Origin of the sequence: Prevotella disiens, from assembly GCF_900454955.1 — a bacterium.
In the GTDB taxonomy this organism is placed as follows: Bacteria; Bacteroidota; Bacteroidia; order Bacteroidales; family Bacteroidaceae; genus Prevotella; species Prevotella disiens.
On record NZ_UGTL01000001.1, the window covers coordinates 1,251,532 to 1,267,857 of the forward strand.

Genomic DNA, 16,326 nt, shown 5'->3' on the forward strand with positions numbered 1-16,326 from the left:
TGGGAAATAGTCCTATGACTTTCCTTTTATATTTCCATAAATGAGAAATCAAAAACCATATCAGAAAAAGGAAAAGTATGTTCAACTGAATGTACAAGAGAATGCGCTGCTTTTAGAATGGTTATTGGCGAATGTAAAGCAAAGTAAATCAAAAATTAAGGCTACTTTGCAAAATCGTGGTATCATGGTTAATAAAAAAATCGTTACCCAATTTAACTACGAATTACATGCTGGTGATAAAATTTCTGTTAGTACAAGTAAGAAAAATGACCAATTCCAAAGTCGCTATGTCAAGCTTTTATACGAAGATAGGTACATTGTCGTCATAGAAAAAGCACAAGGCATTCTTTCAATGGAGGCAGGACATGCGTCTTTGAATGTGAAAAAAGTTCTTGACGATTATTTTAAGAAATCAAAACAAAAGTGTACTGCTCATGTAGTGCATCGTCTTGACCGTGATACATCGGGTTTAATGATTTATGCCAAGGATATGCAAGCCGAACAAATCCTTGAACATGAGTGGCATAACATAGTTTACGATAGAAGATACGTTGCCGTGTTAAGCGGAATTATGGAAGATGATAGTGGAACGATTTCTAATTGGCTGAAAGATAATAAGGCTTATGTAACTTATAGTTCTCCTTTCGACAATGGAGGAAAATATGCCGTTACTCATTTCAGTGTTTTAAAGCGCAGCAATTCGCATTCATTGGTGGAATTTAAATTAGATACTGGTAGAAAAAATCAAATCCGTGTTCACGCAGCTGATATGAATCACCCTGTATGCGGCGATAATAAATATGGAAATGGCGATAATCCTTTGCGACGATTGTGTTTGCATGCTTACATGTTGTGCTTCTATCACCCCATAACTCGTCAGCCAATGGAATTTAGTACATATATTCCAGCAGGTTTTAAACGACTATTTGAAAGTAAATAATATGGAACATATAGGAAATTATTTGGGCACTATTATCCTTATTATAATAGGATTTTTAGCAATAAAAAAGATTACAAGCTGTTTGTTTAAAGCAGTTGTTGGTGTTATTTTGCTTGCTATTGCTGCATATTTGTTGGCAAATACAGGCCTCATCTCATCGTTCTAACACGCTTAATCGCATGAAATAAGAAAGGCAGTATTCTCAAAATTATTGAAAATGCTGCCTTTTTATTGGAAAATCAAATATCTATTACCTTTCAATTTATATTTGATGATAAGTTTCTTCGAACGGAATGCGGAAGCGTTCGCCCCAAACTCCATCAGGTAAACGGACGCCGCAAGTTATCAACATATTTATTTCGCAATCATAAGGTAAACCCAAAGCCTTTTTAACTAACTTACTATCAAACCCTTCCAATGGACATGTATCATAATTTGCTTCGCTCATAGCGAGCATAAAGGTTTGAACAGCAAGCGCACAACTTTTGTTTACAACTACGCGGACATCATTTTCAGATACTTGACGAACAATAGGGCGGAACAATCCAATACATTGCGCAAGGATTTTTCTGCCTAATCCAAATATACCAAAGCAACGGGCGTACAAAAAAGGCATCAGTTTTCCGTAATAAATATCCCATTTCTTTATTCTTTTAGCTTGCTTTTCTAATGGGCTATGACACTTGATATTTTCACGTTCAAACTCCTTTACAGCATTGGCGTGGCGTTTAAAATAACTTTGTCGTGTAACAAATACAACCATTTGTTGCGCTGATGTTGCCGTTAATTGGTCTAAACAAGCAACAGAAAGTTTCTCTAAAATATTTTTATTTGTTATATGGTAAGCCTCCCAAAGCTGCATATTTGAACTCGTTGGAGCCAATGTTGCCATTTTTATGCACTCTTTTACCTTTTCTGTGTCAAGAGTTTTGGTAGAATCATAATGCCTAATGGCTCTACGATGGTTTAATATTTCGTATAAAGACATTTTTTCTTCGGTTTTCATATCGGTCGTTGGTAATTTACATTCTTCCAGCTTCGCCAAGATAACTATCTTTGAATCCTAAGAAATAAAGCACTCCATCAAGTCCGATGACATTAATATTTTGTTCTGCGGTCTCTCTTACTCTTGGTTTTGCATGGAAAGCAATTCCCAAACCAGCTTCTGCAAGCATAGGAAGGTCGTTTGCGCCATCACCAACAGCAATGGTTTGTGCTAAATTTACTTTCTCTACTTGCGCAATAAGTTTCAAAAGTTCAGCTTTTCTACGACCATCTACTATCTCGCCAACGAAGTTTCCAGTCAATTTATTGTTTTCGTCTATTTCCAATTCATTAGCGTAAACGTAGTCAATATTATACTTTCGTTGTAAATATTCGCCAAAGAAAGTGAATCCTCCACTAAGAATAGCAATCTTATATCCACAATTTTTTAGCACACTCATTAATCTATCAACGCCTTCAGTGATAGGAAAATTATCGGCAATCTCTTGCATCACATTTGCATCAAGTCCCTTTAGAAGTGCAACACGCTCTTTAAAACTTTCTTTAAAGTCTATTTCGCCACGCATGGCACGTTCTGTTATTTTTTGAACTTGCTCGCCTACGCCAGCTTTTTTAGCTAATTCATCGATGCATTCAGTTTGAATTAATGTTGAGTCCATATCAAAACAAATCAAACGGCGCATTCTACGATACATATTATCTTTTTGTAACGAGAAGTCAATTTCTTGTTCTTGACTCATTTTCATTAAGTCTGCTTGCATTTGAACATAATCATTTGGTGTTCCTCTAAGCGATAACTCGATACAAGCACGTACATTCGTATTCTTGCGTACAATACTTTGGCGACCTGTAAGGCGTACAATAGAGTCGATATTCATATCTTGATTAGCAATAGCTTTAGTAGCTGCTTCAATATTTTCTGCTGAAAGTGAGCGTCCAATGATAGTTAAAATATATCGATTTTTGCCTTGTTGGTCAACCCATTCTTCATATTCTTCATCAGAAATGGGAGAGAATCCGATATTGACTCCTAATTCTGTTGCTTTAAAAAGTAAGTCTTTCATTACTTTTCCTGAATTATCTTCATTTGTACGGATTAAGATACCAAGCGAAAGTGTAGCATGAATATCAGCTTGTCCAATATCTAATACCCTTGCATCATACTTTGCCAAAATGCTCATTATCGATGCAGTGAGACCTGGTCTATCTTGTCCTGTAACTCTAACTAAAATTTGTTCTTCCTGAATTTTCTTATTTTCTTTCATAAAATCGTTTTAATTATATCTTTGGTATGGCTATTTTCTTTTAGTTGATAGTAAAACCTAACTCATTTTCATTGATGTTTTTCCATCATTTGTTATTCGAATTTCTATCACATAGCTTGTTGATGCATCTGGAATACCAATAATAGCATCGTAATAGAGTGCCATTTCGTCTGCTCTATTAAATTCAAATCTGCGTAAAATACTTTTTTCCAAGAATTTCCTATCTATTAGTGATGCAAATTCTTGCTTTTTGAAATCATGTGCAAAGATTTTTGTTCCATGATTTGTGATATTTACGGAAGCAACATTATCAAGATAAGTGTTATCTACTTCCATTCCGTTTTCATTAAATGTTGATTTTATAACCCTATCAGATGTGGTTTTGACCTTGATATTGCTATCAAAATAGCCAAAACTCGTTCTTACTGTTGTGTCAGCTTCATCATGTAAAAATGTATTCATCGCATAAACTTGATAACCAAATGAGGCTTTCAGGTCTTTATTTTTGCTTTTTACTAATTTTACTTCTTCTCCATTATTGTTTAGAAAGACAAAAATATTGTCTGATTGCTTTGTTATCTTATAGCTATTTTTATTTTGTCCTTTCAAAAATAACGAATCTTGATAAATCCAAAACTTTACAGACATACTTGCAGAGTCTGGATAAAAAATACTATCCCCCTTTGCCATAAGGGCAGGAACATCGTCTTCTTCAGTTACCCAAAGCCCTTGAAACATTTCTTTTGCTTTCAAATCTTCTTCGGGATTATCTTCCTTTGCTTTATCGGTACAACTTACGAAAAGCAAGATTGAAAAAAATAGTATTAAGACTCGATTTTTTTTCATTCTATTATGCTTTTATATTAGAATAATTCAGCATCTTTCCAAGCTGCAGCATGGTTGTCTTTTTCAGATGTGATGACTTTATTCATGTCAATAGGCCATTCAATCCCAATGGTTTCATCGTTCCATCTAATGCCAGCTTCGCTTTGTGGAGCATACACATTATCTACTTTGTAGGTGAATATTGCTTCGTCTGACAAAACCAAAAAACCATGGGCAAAGCCACGAGGAATAAAAAATTGTCGTTTATTTTCGTCGGACAATTCTACCATAACGTATTTCCCAAGGGTAGGGGAGTCTTTTCTTAAATCAACAGCAACATCTAATACTTTTCCTTTTAGTACTCGTACCAACTTTGCTTGTGAATATTCTCCTTTTTGATAGTGAAGACCTCGCAACACTCCAAAGGTAGATTTTGATTCGTTATCTTGAACAAATTCTACATGCTTTCCTATATTTTTGTCAAAATCAGATTGTTTCCATACTTCATAGAAGTATCCACGGTTATCGTTGAAAACTTTAGGTTCCATTATCCAAACCCCCTCAATATTGGTTTTCTTATATTCCATTTGTCATTTATATAGTTTATTGTAATGCAAAGTTAGATATTTTTATTGAGATATTGAAAAAAACGTTTGTTAATTGGCTTTAAATTCTGATTTGTACATTTCTTTTATTTTGAAATACTATAATGTATCATTTGGTGTTTTGATATTTTTTTGTACTTTTGCACAATAATGACAAAAAAAAAAATCAAACTGATATTAACGTATAGTTGCATTTTTTTAATATGAATATTTATATGAATTTTTTTAGATGGTATTTCTCTAGAAAAGCTTTACCATATTGGACAATTTTATTGATTGATAGTATGATATGCTATTTTTCAGGATTGCTGATATTCTGGCTTTACTATCATGGTGCAATTGCTGTTGAACATATTTATTTATTGACTAAAACTATTTTTGTTTACATGGTTTTTAACCTTGTAGGCTTTAGGGTTTTCCGTACTTATTCGGGTATCATACGTTATTCTTCTTTCGTTGATTTGCAGCGTGTAAGTTTAGCAATGTTATTATCTCTTTCATTAGCAGAAGTTATGCATTATATGATTTTTGCGTGGAAAATGAATTTTGTACCATTACAAGGTCGGCAAATAGCAGCAATGTATCTTGTTGCAACCATCGGAATGATAACTTTTCGTATTTTGGTAAAGACAATTTACGATGTTACCATGAATCCCAATCAAAAATTGCGTACTCTTATCTATGGTGTTCATGAAGGCGGAATAGGGTTAGCTACCAATATTCACAACGATAAAAAAACAAAATTCTTATTAAAAGGATTTATTTCACATGATGAAAAGTATTTTGGTAAAACCCTAATGGGCGAAAAAATCTTTATCATAGATAAATTCTTTGAGGAGCATCTTCATGAAATGAACATTCAAGCGGTTTTGGTTTCTCCGCTTCAGGTTAAACGTTTTCGTGATGACACACATTTGCAGGATTTATTAATCAATGCGAAAGTGCAAATTTACATTACTGAAATGTCGAAAGAATGGAGTGGGAAAGAAGATTTTGAGCATGTTCAATTGAAAGAAATAAGCATTGAAGACCTATTGCCTCGTGATGAAATAACTGTCGATATGGACGCTATTGGAGGATTGCTGAAAGATAAACGTATCATGATAACAGGTTCGGCTGGTTCTATAGGTTCGGAAATGGTACGTCAAGTAGCAATCTATCAACCAGCACAACTTATTTTAATTGACCAAGCCGAAACGCCTCAACACGATATTCGCTTAATGATGCACTCTGATTTTGCGAACATTAAGGTTGAAACCATTGTTGCAAACATTGCTAATTTCGACCGAATGGAGTCCATTTTTAAGAAATATAAACCAGAATATGTGTTCCACGCTGCAGCTTATAAGCATGTGCCGATGATGGAGAATAATCCTTCTGAGAGCGTTCAAAATAATATTTGGGGAACAAAAGTTATTGCCGACCTTAGCGTTAAGCATGGTGTGAAAAAATTTGTGATGATTTCTACAGACAAGGCTGTCAATCCTACCAATGTTATGGGGTGTTCTAAACGTATATGTGAAATCTATTGTCAAAGCTTAAATATGAGCTTAAATAAAAATGGAATAGTTTCTGGAACTCAATTTGTTACAACACGATTTGGAAACGTTCTTGGTTCCAATGGTTCAGTTATTCCTCTATTCAAAAAACAAATAAAAGCAGGCGGTCCAGTAACTGTTACCGACCCAAAAATTATACGTTTCTTCATGCTTATTCCTGAAGCATGCAAATTAGTTTTAGAAGCTGGAACACATGGAAAAGGTGGTGAAATTTTAGTATTCGATATGGGTAAACCTGTAAAAATTGCTGATTTGGCACAGAGAATGATAAAACTTTCTGGCGCAGACGATGTTCATATAGAATATACAGGATTACGCGCAGGCGAAAAACTCTATGAAGAGGTGTTGAGTACCACAGAAAATACATTGCCAAGTTTCCACGAAAAAATTCGCATAGCACAAGTGCGTGAATACGATTACAATTCTGTAAACGCTGATATAGAAGAATTAATTCGCATTAGCCATACATATAACAATATGGAAATTGTGAAGAAAATGAAAGAAATAGTCCCCGAATATGTCAGCAATAATAGCATCTATTCTGCATTGGACAAAAAATAAATTGAAATTCTTCATGAAATCTTCGGGAAATCAAATAGATTAAGTTTCCCCAAAAATTCCCTTTTAAAAACGAAGAATGTTCTTTGAAACTAAAAAGTGCCTATTTAGGAGGCTTAAATAGGCACTTTTTAGTTTCAAAATAGCCTATATTGAAAAACGTTCTATTTTTTATAGTTAATACAAACATACCATTTTAAACTAATATAGATTATGATAAATAAATATTTTAATTTATCATTATAAACCCTATTTCTTACAAAGATGACTTAAATAAGGTCATCGCTGACGCTAATTTAAGTCATTCAAATTGTAATCCCAAAAGATTGCGTTATTTTTCTACTGCTTTTCCTTTAGCTTGCCAATCCAAGAAACCACCTAATAAGTTAATCGTTTTAAAACCTTTTGCTTTGAGAATTTCGCAAGCCTTTGCTGAACGTTTACCAGAACGGCAATAAACGGCAATTGTTTTTTTCTTATTTAAAGTTGCTATCGCCTTCTCCGCAAAATTATCTTGCAGTACATCTATATTCTTTGCACTTGCAATATGCCCTTCCGAATATTCCTTGTCAGTACGCACATCTAAAAGTTGAATTTGATTACTTTGAATCGTTTTTTCAAACTTATTTGCATCAACATCACCAACAGTTGTTATATTTGATTTACAAGCGGTTATAGCCCCCATAAGGCATACTACTATACCATTTTTTATTCCTATAGAAGATAGTTTTTTCATATTTATTTTTGTCTATTTTGCTACAAAAATAAGGATTTCTACCCAACTAATATCGGAATTATCAATAATAGCCGCTTATTTTAATACAACTTAACTTTCCGCTGTACCTAAAAAGATAAATCCTTTGATAATCTTATCAGATTGTTTGTAGAATCATTTTTTTACTGTATATTTGCAAAATGTAGTAGTGTAATTACTTGAAAGTATTTCCTACCCTGCCGTCTGAAAACAAAATATGGATTAAAATTTAAATCATAAAATATATGAATAAAGTGATAAAGCATAAGCTCGTATTTGCGTTAAGTTGCATTGGGCTTACAATAGCCGCAACTGCTTGTAAAACTACAAAACAAAATCAAGGAGAACAATTAGCAGGTGTAGCTCCTATTGTTGGTTTTGCTTTTAATAAAAAGGGAGAATGTTATGCTAAAAAGGTAAGAAAACTTACTGAAAAAGAATTCAAAGAACTTACGTCTTCGGGTGGTTTGTTTTGTTTGTCTACTCGAATAATTAATGAAGATGGAACATTGTTTGATAAAGACTATCATGCTATGCGCATAGGTTCTAGCCCAATTAGTTACTATTTTAAAGATGGAAAATGCAACTCCTTCTTCTTTTCATCTGCAAAAGGTAAAACTGTAACTTATGAGAATGATTTCCGATATGATGTAAAGCAAAATACGCTGACTATTAGCAATGGGGTACAATTAAATATTGTAGATTATAATGACGATACATTAGGTGCTATCATACAAATGGGATTCTCCGATAAAGACAAAAAACAATATGCTTATGTTGTTTACCGACGTGCTGGAAATGCAGAAGTTTTCAATCGACTATTTAATGCTGGAGTATCAATTCCTATCAAAGATAATCATATCATAATAGAATAAGAAAAAACATAAAAAATACGCATACCCCCACCTCCTCTTTCGGTATGCGTATTTTTTATCGAATTGTAATATGGAAACAACCTTGTCGCTTTTCATATTTTATATAGCATCTTCCTTGTTTCCGCATATCGTTTAGTACTTCGCTCAAAACCCATTTTAAAGTATCATCTCTAACAGGTCGAGTAATTGCTCTATATTTGTTATAAGCAATATCAAAGGTTGTTCCGTACAAATGACAACTTTTTTCAGTTGCATTACCATTGTGTTTTTGCAAATTTTTTATATCTTCTTTTGTTCGTAAAACACTTGTTACTAACAATTTATTTAAAGGAATATTCTTGACTTGTAGGCTATCGAAGAAATTCCGTCCAATATCTTGAAGCAAAATAGAAGCTCGTGGAACTAAATATGGCACACTATTCGATAATTTCTTCACTTCATAAAAAGGATTGCTACCTATATAAACAAGTTCTTTTATTCTTTTTTCAGCATCTATCCTATTTTCAACAGCAGGAACAGCATATTTTAAAGCAGCTGCAACTTGTACATGTTGAGAATCTGGGAAACTTACATCATAGTCAGCCACACTATTAATACGCGAAATGCGTTCTTTTCCATCGCGATTATAAAAGTTTGTGTAGCTTAATGGAGGTAGATAAGCTTGTCTATTAATTTTAATCGAATTAGATTCCTCTTGAAATATAGAACTACTTGATAATGTTTTGTTTATATATTTTGTTGGAATTTCTTCTTTAAGAGAATAAGTTTTACCTGCTATTGAAGGGAAAATAAGCCTTATAAGAGCAAGGATAGCTGTTGCAATCATAAAACCTATAAGAAAATTATTCTTTGTTATCTTTCGTTTATTTTTCATTGCCGCAAAGGTACTAATTTTTTTCATAATTCGTTTTATAAGAATTGATATTTATTTGCGAGGTTCACGAATTTATATTAACTTTGCACCTATTATTAATATAGACGAAAAATTGATAGAAAAGCATATTATTCTTGAAGATATTGACCCTGTATTATTTTACGGAGTTGGTAATGGACATTTGCAAATAATAAAGTCTCTCTTCCCAAAAGTGAGAATTGTTGCACGCGACAATGTACTAAAAGTGCTTGGAGATGAAGAGCAAATGGCAAAATTCGAAGAGGATATTGAACGTATTTGCAAACATATTGTAAAATATAACGTCATTACCGAAGAAGATATACTTGACATTGTCAATGGAAAACAAGCAAAAATAAACGCTGTAAAAGGTGTTATCGTCTATTCTGTTTCGGGCAAACCTATTAAAAGTCGTTCTAAAAATCAGCAAGATTTAGTTGATGCTTTTAATAAAAACGATATGGTTTTTGCCGTAGGACCAGCTGGAACTGGTAAAACTTATTTAAGCATTGCACTTGCTGTTAAAGCTTTAAAAGGAAAAGAGGTAAAGAAAATAATTTTATCACGTCCCGCAGTAGAAGCTGGCGAGAAACTAGGCTTTCTTCCAGGCGATATGAAAGATAAAATAGACCCTTATTTGCAACCATTATACGATGCACTTGAGGACATGTTTCCAGCTGCAAAACTACAAGAAATGATGGATAAGCATATCATTCAGATAGCCCCTCTCGCTTTTATGCGTGGACGCACGCTTAATGATGCAATTGTCATACTCGATGAAGCGCAGAATACTACTACAGCACAAATAAGAATGTTCTTAACACGCTTAGGAATGAACTCAAAAATGGTTATCACGGGGGATTTAACACAGATAGATCTTCCCTATAATCAAAAGAGTGGCTTGAAAGAAGCCATTGACATTTTAACAGAAACAAATGGAATATCAATCATAAATCTTGACCAAAAAGATATCGTACGCCATAAACTTGTTACAAGAATTGTAAACGCTTACGACGCATACGATAAGTCAAGATTAAATAAATCGGATTCAAAAAAATATAAAAATGAATGCACTAACTAAGACCGAATTCAAATTCGAAGGACAAAATGAAGTATATCATGGCAAAGTTCGTGATGTTTATAATATCAACGATGATTTAATCGTCATGGTTGCAACTGACCGCATCTCTGCTTTCGATGTTGTTTTACCTAAAGGTATCCCTTTCAAAGGTCAGGTTTTAAACCAGATTGCATCTAAATTCTTAGACTCAACTTCTGATATTTGCCCAAATTGGAAATTAGCTACACCAGACCCAATGGTAACAGTTGGCTTGAAATGTGAAGGTTTCAAAGTAGAAATGATAATTCGTTCTATTTTGACAGGTTCAGCATGGAGAGAATATAAAGCAGGTTGCAGAGAAATTTGTGGTGTAAAACTTCCTGACGGAATGCGTGAAAACGAACGTTTCCCTGAACCAATTATCACTCCTACAACAAAGGCAGACGAAGGTCATGACCTTAATATTTCTCGCGAAGAAATTATCAAACAAGGCATTGTTTCTGAAGAAGACTACAATACAATCGAAGATTGGACACGCAAACTTTTTGCACGTGGTCAAGAAATGGCAGCTGAAAAAGGCTTGATACTTGTTGATACAAAATACGAATTTGGCAAGCGTAATGGAAAATGCTACCTTATTGACGAAATTCACACTCCAGATTCAAGTCGATACTTCTATGCTGATGGTTACGAAGAAAAGTTTGAAAAGGGTGAACCACAGAAGCAACTTTCAAAAGAATTTGTTCGTCAATGGCTGATTGAACATAACTTTATGAACGAACCAGGGCAGATTATGCCAGAGATTACCGATGAATATGCAACAAGCGTAGGCGACAGATACATTGAACTTTACGAGCATATTACAGGTGAAAAGTTTGTAAAAGCAACAGATACAACAGACTTAGCAAAGCGCATTGAGAAAAATGTAAGTGAATATCTTGCATCAAGAAAGTAAATGATGCTCAAAATACTGAAGGAAATAAATTCTTAAATAACACAGAACGTGTATAATCAAGAAAAAATTAAGCCCTATAATAGTACTGAGGAAAAAGGAAAAGTAGTAGAGGCGATGTTTGATAACATTGCCCCTACTTACGATACTTTAAATCATAGATTGTCATGGAATATTGATAAAGGTTGGCGACGCAAAGCTATCATGCAACTTGCTCCTTTTTCTCCTAAACAAATGCTTGATATTGCAACAGGAACTGGAGATTTTGCCATTTTAGCTTCTCAAATGCTCCAACCAAAGACACTTATAGGTGCTGATATTTCCGAAGGTATGATGGAAATAGGCCGACAAAAGGTAGCAAAGATAGGACTTAATCAAACCATTTCTTTTCAAAAAGAAGATTGTTTGAACCTTACTTTCCCTTCCGAAACCTTTGATGCTGTTACTGCGGCTTTTGGAATTAGAAACTTTCAAGACTTAGATAAAGGACTTTCCGAGATGTGTCGAGTGCTTAAAAAAGGCGGACACCTCTGCATTATAGAACTTACCACACCTGTGAAATTCCCAATGAAGCAATTGTTTAAACTCTATTCAAAGATAGTTTTGCCTACTTATGGACGCTTAATTTCGAAAGACAGCGGTGCATACGATTACTTGAATAAAACGATTGCAGCTTTTCCACAAGGAGAAGTGATGATGAAAATATTAAAAGAAGCAGGCTTTGCCAAAACTTCTTTTAAGCGATTGACTTTTGGTATATGTACCATGTATATTGCTGAAAAATAAAATTTATGGCTTATGGATAAATATGGACTTATTGGATACCCTTTAGAACATTCCTTTTCTAAAGAATACTTTAATGAAAAATTTCAGAATGAAGGTATTGATGCACAATATTTGAATTATGAAATTTCGAATATTGCCGATCTTATGGAGATAATTAATACGACTCCAAACTTAAAAGGGTTCAATGTAACCATTCCATACAAAGAGCAAATCATAAAATATCTTGATGCGCTTAGTCCAGAAGCCAAAGCTATTGGCGCTGTTAATGTTGTAAAAGTAGAGCATCATGGAAACAAAGTCTATTTAAAAGGTTATAACAGCGATGTTATTGGATTTACAAAGAGCATAGAACCGCTTTTAGAACGTTATCATAAGAAGGCGCTTATCTTGGGAACGGGTGGCGCAGCAAAAGCTATTAGTTATGGTTTAGCTTCTTTGGGAATTGAAACAAAATATGTTTCAAGACGTAAGAACATTGCTGGATTAACTTACAATGATATTTCGCCTAAGATTATCAACGAATTTAATGTAATTGTCAATTGTACTCCAGTAGGAATGTATCCAAATGTTGAAGAATATTTACCATTACCATACGAGGCAATGGATAGTCATACCCTACTTTACGATTTACTTTATAATCCTGATGTTACACAATTCATGGCGAAAGGTGCCGAAAATGGTGCTGTAGTCAAGAATGGATTGGAAATGTTATTGCTTCAAGCATTTGAAAGTTGGGATATTTGGAACGGGAAAAAATAATTAAAGATACTATAAATGAATAACAGATATGCAATGCGTGGCGTTAGCGCAGCAAAAGAAGACGTTCATAACGCTATTAAAAATATAGATAAAGGAATTTTTCCACAGGCTTTTTGTAAAATTATTCCTGATATTTTAGGTGGAGATGGCGAGTATTGTAACATTATGCACGCTGATGGTGCTGGCACAAAGTCTTCGCTTGCCTATATGTACTGGAAAGAAACAGGCGATTTGGGCGTTTGGAAAGGCATTGCACAAGATGCTATCGTTATGAATACCGATGATTTGCTTTGTGTTGGAGCGGTTGATAATATCTTAGTTTCATCAACTATTGGTCGCAACAAGATGCTTATTCCAGGTGAAGTTATTTCAGCAATCATCAATGGAACTGACGAATTGCTGGCTGAAATGCGCGAAATGGGTATCGGTATTTATCCGACAGGTGGCGAAACAGCTGATGTTGGCGATTTGGTTCGCACGATTATTGTTGACTCGACTGTCACTTGTCGTATGAAACGTTCTGATATTATTGACAATGCAAACATTCGTCCAGGCGATGCTATCGTGGGATTAAGTTCTACAGGACAAGCAACCTACGAAAAGAAATACAATGGCGGAATGGGTAGCAACGGATTAACCAGTGCTCGTCATGATGTTTTTGAAAAGTATTTGGCAAAGAAATATCCTGAAAGTTTCGACCATGCTGTGCCTGAAGAATTAATTTATAGCGGTAAATATAAACTGACCGATGCCATTGAAGATAGTCCTATCAAGGCTGGCGAATTGGTTCTCTCCCCTACTCGCACCTATGCCCCTGTCATAAAGCGTATTTTGGACGAAAAACGCTCTGAAATTCATGGAATGGTACATTGCACGGGGGGAGCTCAAACTAAAGTTTTGCACTTTATAAATGACAACTGTAAAGTCGTGAAAGACAATATGTTCCCTATTCCACCACTCTTTAAGGCTATCAAAGATTGTAGTGGTACAGATTGGAAAGAAATGTATCAAGTGTTCAACATGGGACACAGAATTGAAATTTACGTTCGTCCAGAGGTTGCCGACTCAATTATTGCTATCAGCAAAGAATTTAATATTGATGCTCAAGTGATTGGACATATAGAAGAAGGTGAAAAGAGCCTGACTATCAAGAGCGAATTTGGAGTATTTAATTATTAATCAAACAAAAATAACGGCATAAGTCCGTTGAAAAATACAGCATCTATAATCAAATAAAAATATATGCCCGAAAAAAATAGTATATTAGAAAAGCTTGACGGATTAGAAGCACGCTTTTTAGAAGTTTCGACATTAATAACAGACCCTGATGTTATCAGCGACCAACAACGATACGTCAAACTAACCAAGGAGTATAAAGACCTTGGCGACATTATGGATGCGCGTAAGCGATACATTAAGTGTTTGACAACAATCAGCGAAGCAAAAGATATTCTCACCAATGAAACCGACCAAGAAATGAAGGAAATGGCTCGATTGGAGTTGAGTGAAAACGAAGAATTGTTGCCAAATCTTGAAGAAGAAATAAAACTTTTGCTTGTTCCGAAAGACCCTGAAGATGATAAGAATGTGCAAATGGAAATTCGTGCAGGTGCAGGTGGCGATGAAGCTGCCTTATTTGCAGGCGACATCTTTAATATGTATAAGCGCTATTGTGATAAAAAAGGTTGGAACCTTTCTATTACATCAGTTTCAGAAGGTACTGTTGGCGGTTTCAAAGAAATCGATTTTGCAGTTGCTGGTACTGGTGTTTATGGAATTTTAAAATATGAATCAGGCGTTCACCGTGTGCAACGTGTACCTTCAACCGACACGCAAGGACGTATGCAAACCTCAGCAGCCACCGTAGCTGTACTCCCTGAAGCCGATAAGTTTGAAGTAAATATCAATGAAGGCGACATCAAATGGGATACATTCCGTTCAAGTGGTGCTGGTGGTCAGAACGTAAATAAAGTAGAATCAGGCGTTCGCTTGCGTTATCCGTGGAAAAACCCAAACACTGGAGAGGTTGAAGAGATTCTCATTGAATGTACAGAAACTCGCGACCAACCTAAGAATAAGGAGCGTGCCTTGTCACGTTTGCGCACATTTATATATGACCGTGAACATCAAAAATATGTAAACGACATTGCAAGCAGACGTAAAAGTCTTGTTTCAACAGGCGACCGTTCGGCAAAAATTCGTACCTACAATTATCCACAAGGACGTGTAACAGACCATAGAATAGGTTTTACCACACACGATTTACCAGGATTTATGAATGGTGATATTCAAGATATGATAGATGCACTTACTGTTGCAGAAAATGCAGAAAAGTTGAAAGAAAACGAATTGTAAGTCTAAAAATATAAAATAATTCAAATTTCAAAAGTTTATAGACTAAGAAAAAAACGATTGCTACTTGAAAATAATCAATTAAGGTTAAGTAGAAATTTTTAAAAGAGCCTGTTTTGGACTTCAAAACAGGTACTTTTGAAGCTTAAAACAGATGCTTTAAGAGGTTTACTTATAATACATTGACTTTCAAGAAGGTATAATTAGCTTAAAAATCCCTTTAAGTTTAAGCTTGAGAAGTAAAATTTAGGATATAACTTAGAAACTTGCAAAACAAAATAATACTGATACTGAAATGGATAGAAAACAATTAGTAGAACAAATCTTTACAAAGAAAACTTTTCTTTGCGTTGGTCTTGATACCGACTTAAATAAAGTTCCACATTTTTTATTGAAGGAAGAAGACCCTATTTACGCTTTCAATAAAGCTATAATTGATGCAACTGCTCCTTACTGCGTAGCTTACAAACCTAATTTGGCTTTCTATGAGTGCTATGGCTTAAAAGGTATGCAAGCATTTGTGAAAACTATTGATTATTTAAAGAAGAACTATCCAAACCATTTCATTGTTGCAGATGCAAAACGAGGCGATATTGGCAATACTTCAAAAATGTATGCGCAGACTTTCTTTGAAGAATACAATGTTGATTCATTGACGATTGCACCCTACATGGGCGAAGATTCAGTAAAACCATTTTTAGAATATAAAGGCAAATGGACTATTTTATTGGCATTGACCAGCAATAAAGGAAGTCAAGATTTCCAATTATTTGAAGATAAAAATGGATTAAGACTTTTTGAACGTGTACTTACAAAATCACAAGAATGGGGCAATCCAAACAACTTGATGTATGTTGTAGGTGCAACCCAAGGAAGTTTATTTGCTGATATTCGCAAATTAGCGCCAGAGAGTTTCCTATTAGTACCAGGTGTTGGTGCACAAGGTGGTAGCTTACAAGAAGTATGTAAATACGGTATTACTAAGGATTGCGGTTTATTAGTCAATTCTTCACGCGGTATTCTTTATGCAAGTAGTGAAGAAAATTATACAGAAGTTGCCGCTCAAAAAGCCAAAGCCTTGCAAGAAGAAATGGCTATTGAATTAGCAAAACTTTAAAACTAAAATTATAGGAACGGAT

17 protein-coding genes are annotated in these 16,326 nt (G+C 34.6%); 11 read left to right on the forward strand and 6 right to left on the reverse strand.

Going from position 1 to position 16,326, the window contains the following annotated elements; all coding sequences use genetic code 11:
- Positions 1–40 precede the first annotated feature (40 nt).
- Positions 41–940, forward strand: coding sequence for an RluA family pseudouridine synthase (locus tag DYI03_RS05540; RefSeq protein WP_021670076.1), 900 nt, complete (start codon positions 41–43; stop codon positions 938–940).
- Position 941: 1 nt separating this feature from the next.
- A complete protein-coding gene (locus DYI03_RS13425) occupies positions 942–1,106 on the forward strand; it encodes a hypothetical protein (RefSeq protein ID WP_169720549.1) in 165 nt (54 codons plus the stop codon).
- Between the two features lie 96 nt (positions 1,107–1,202).
- On the opposite strand, the gene DYI03_RS05545 is transcribed toward DYI03_RS13425, so the two are convergent.
- The 4 genes from DYI03_RS05545 to rfbC are packed head-to-tail and all read right to left on the reverse strand — an operon-like array spanning position 1,203 to position 4,622.
- Positions 1,203–1,928: a nitroreductase family protein gene (locus DYI03_RS05545; RefSeq protein ID WP_025064433.1), complete on the reverse strand. Its 726-nt coding sequence runs from the start codon at positions 1,926–1,928 to the stop codon at positions 1,203–1,205.
- Positions 1,929–1,962: 34 nt separating this feature from the next.
- Complete coding sequence (gene serB, locus DYI03_RS05550) at positions 1,963–3,210, reverse strand: phosphoserine phosphatase SerB (protein ID WP_021670073.1); 1,248 nt, start codon at positions 3,208–3,210, stop codon at positions 1,963–1,965.
- A 57-nt stretch (positions 3,211–3,267) separates the two neighbouring features.
- Entirely contained in the window at positions 3,268–4,056 is a 789-nt protein-coding gene (locus DYI03_RS05555; RefSeq protein WP_021670072.1) for a DUF4738 domain-containing protein, read from the reverse strand.
- Positions 4,057–4,073: 17 nt separating this feature from the next.
- Positions 4,074–4,622 carry a dTDP-4-dehydrorhamnose 3,5-epimerase gene (gene rfbC, locus DYI03_RS05560; RefSeq protein WP_021670071.1) on the reverse strand — a complete coding sequence of 183 codons (549 nt, stop codon included), beginning with the start codon at positions 4,620–4,622 and terminating at the stop codon, positions 4,074–4,076.
- A 221-nt stretch (positions 4,623–4,843) separates the two neighbouring features.
- Here rfbC and DYI03_RS05565 point away from each other — a divergent pair, with 221 nt between their 5' ends.
- A complete protein-coding gene (locus DYI03_RS05565; RefSeq protein ID WP_021670070.1) occupies positions 4,844–6,760 on the forward strand; it encodes a polysaccharide biosynthesis protein in 1,917 nt (638 codons plus the stop codon).
- A 328-nt stretch (positions 6,761–7,088) separates the two neighbouring features.
- Here DYI03_RS05565 and DYI03_RS05570 read toward each other — a convergent pair whose 3' ends face one another.
- Entirely contained in the window at positions 7,089–7,493 is a 405-nt protein-coding gene (locus DYI03_RS05570; RefSeq protein WP_021670069.1) for a rhodanese-like domain-containing protein, read from the reverse strand.
- 263 nt (positions 7,494–7,756) lie between these two features.
- Between DYI03_RS05570 and DYI03_RS05575 the strand changes: the two genes are divergently transcribed.
- Entirely contained in the window at positions 7,757–8,386 is a 630-nt protein-coding gene (locus tag DYI03_RS05575) for a hypothetical protein (RefSeq protein WP_004357555.1), read from the forward strand.
- A gap of 55 nt (positions 8,387–8,441) precedes the next feature.
- Here the strand turns inward: DYI03_RS05575 and DYI03_RS05580 are convergent, their stop codons facing one another.
- The gene (locus DYI03_RS05580) at positions 8,442–9,260 is read right to left on the reverse strand and encodes a DUF5715 family protein (protein ID WP_025064434.1); all 819 of its coding nucleotides are present in this window, start codon (positions 9,258–9,260) and stop codon (positions 8,442–8,444) included.
- A 112-nt stretch (positions 9,261–9,372) separates the two neighbouring features.
- On the opposite strand from DYI03_RS05580, the gene DYI03_RS05585 reads away from it, so the two are divergent.
- From DYI03_RS05585 to pyrF, 7 genes are all read left to right on the forward strand, one after another.
- Positions 9,373–10,359 (forward strand): PhoH family protein, encoded by a 987-nt coding sequence (locus tag DYI03_RS05585; protein WP_025064435.1) that lies wholly within the window; start codon positions 9,373–9,375, stop codon positions 10,357–10,359.
- Entirely contained in the window at positions 10,343–11,293 is a 951-nt protein-coding gene (locus tag DYI03_RS05590) for a phosphoribosylaminoimidazolesuccinocarboxamide synthase (protein WP_004357230.1), read from the forward strand. Before DYI03_RS05585 ends, DYI03_RS05590 begins: the two co-directional genes overlap by 17 nt.
- A gap of 48 nt (positions 11,294–11,341) precedes the next feature.
- Entirely contained in the window at positions 11,342–12,076 is a 735-nt protein-coding gene (ubiE, locus tag DYI03_RS05595) for a bifunctional demethylmenaquinone methyltransferase/2-methoxy-6-polyprenyl-1,4-benzoquinol methylase UbiE (RefSeq protein ID WP_021670066.1), read from the forward strand.
- A gap of 12 nt (positions 12,077–12,088) precedes the next feature.
- Positions 12,089–12,835, forward strand: a complete 747-nt coding sequence (locus DYI03_RS05600) for a shikimate dehydrogenase family protein (protein ID WP_004357497.1) — start codon at positions 12,089–12,091, stop codon at positions 12,833–12,835.
- Between the two features lie 15 nt (positions 12,836–12,850).
- Positions 12,851–14,014 carry an AIR synthase-related protein gene (locus DYI03_RS05605; RefSeq protein WP_021670065.1) on the forward strand — a complete coding sequence of 388 codons (1,164 nt, stop codon included), beginning with the start codon at positions 12,851–12,853 and terminating at the stop codon, positions 14,012–14,014.
- A gap of 63 nt (positions 14,015–14,077) precedes the next feature.
- Positions 14,078–15,190, forward strand: coding sequence for a peptide chain release factor 1 (gene prfA, locus DYI03_RS05610; RefSeq protein ID WP_004357239.1), 1,113 nt, complete (start codon positions 14,078–14,080; stop codon positions 15,188–15,190).
- 292 nt (positions 15,191–15,482) lie between these two features.
- Positions 15,483–16,304, forward strand: a complete 822-nt coding sequence (pyrF, locus tag DYI03_RS05615; protein ID WP_004357286.1) for an orotidine-5'-phosphate decarboxylase — start codon at positions 15,483–15,485, stop codon at positions 16,302–16,304.
- Positions 16,305–16,326: the final 22 nt, after the last annotated feature.